A 1043-nucleotide genomic window follows, 5' to 3' on the forward strand; every position below is an offset into this window, starting at 1 on the left:
GGCTGGCCGGGACCGGTGTCGAGTATGCGCAGGACCCACCGGTCCTTGCTACGGGTCTTGGCCTGATACAGCTCCCGGTCCGCGGCCTCGAGCAGGGTAGTGGCGTCGGTGTTCGGCGCGGTCGCGATGATCGCCCCGATACTGGCCGACACCCACAGACTGTGGTCACCGACAGAGATCGGGCCAGCCAGCGCCGCGAACATCCGATCGACAACCGCGACCACTCGCACGTCGTCGACCGGCGGCGCGAGCAGGGCCACGAATTCGTCACCCCCGATGCGGGCCAGCGTGCAGTCCTCGCCGGCCAGCTCCTCGTGCAGGAGGCTCGCGACCGCACACAGGACCTGATCACCGATCCCGTGCCCGTAGCGGTCGTTGATCTGTTTGAACCCGTCCAAATCGACGAAACACAACCCCACCCGGTCATCACCGCAGGCCCCGGCGCTCAGCATCTCGATCCGCTCGAGCAGATAGCGCCGGTTGGGCACACCGGTCAGCGAGTCGTACCGCGCCTGCCGGTGCAGTTCCTCGTCCAGGCGGCGCCGCTCGGTGACATCCTCCCCGACAGCCAGCAGATAGTCCGGGAGCCCGCCAGAACCCTGCACATAGGAGATCGTGAACGCCGCCCACCCGATGCTGCCATCGGCCCGGACCAGGCGACGCTCCAGCTTCACCGCGCCCTCACGCGCGCGAACCAGGCAATCGAATACCACCGTGTCGATCTCGTCCTGGTCGCCGGGGTGAGCGAAGCGATACACCGAGATCCCCCGCAACTGCTCGACCGGGACACCGATCATCTCGGCCAGACTGCGGTTGGCGTACACCAGAGTGCCCTCGGTGTCAGCGATCGCCATCGCCATCGCCGCATTGTCGAACACACACCGAAACACCTCGTCCCGCAGAACAAACGCTTGCTGCTCGGCCCGGCGACGCTCGCACCGCGTGTGATGGTGCACCGGGCGACGCAGTTCCTCGGTCACGGCATTCGAGCCTTTCATCTCCAATGGAGCGGGTTCGCTGTCACGCTGGTGATCGTCCCCTCG

At 66.6% G+C, this 1043-nt stretch carries 1 protein-coding gene; it reads right to left on the reverse strand.

What is annotated here, in order from left to right; genetic code table 11:
• A partial coding sequence (locus tag ON40_RS34455) for a sensor domain-containing diguanylate cyclase (RefSeq protein WP_169541942.1) occupies positions 1 to 878 on the reverse strand: 878 nt, incomplete at its 3' end.
• Positions 879 to 1043: the final 165 nt, after the last annotated feature.

Origin of the sequence: Nocardia jiangxiensis NBRC 101359, from assembly GCF_000308615.1 — a bacterium.
In the GTDB taxonomy this organism is placed as follows: domain Bacteria; phylum Actinomycetota; class Actinomycetes; order Mycobacteriales; family Mycobacteriaceae; genus Nocardia; species Nocardia jiangxiensis.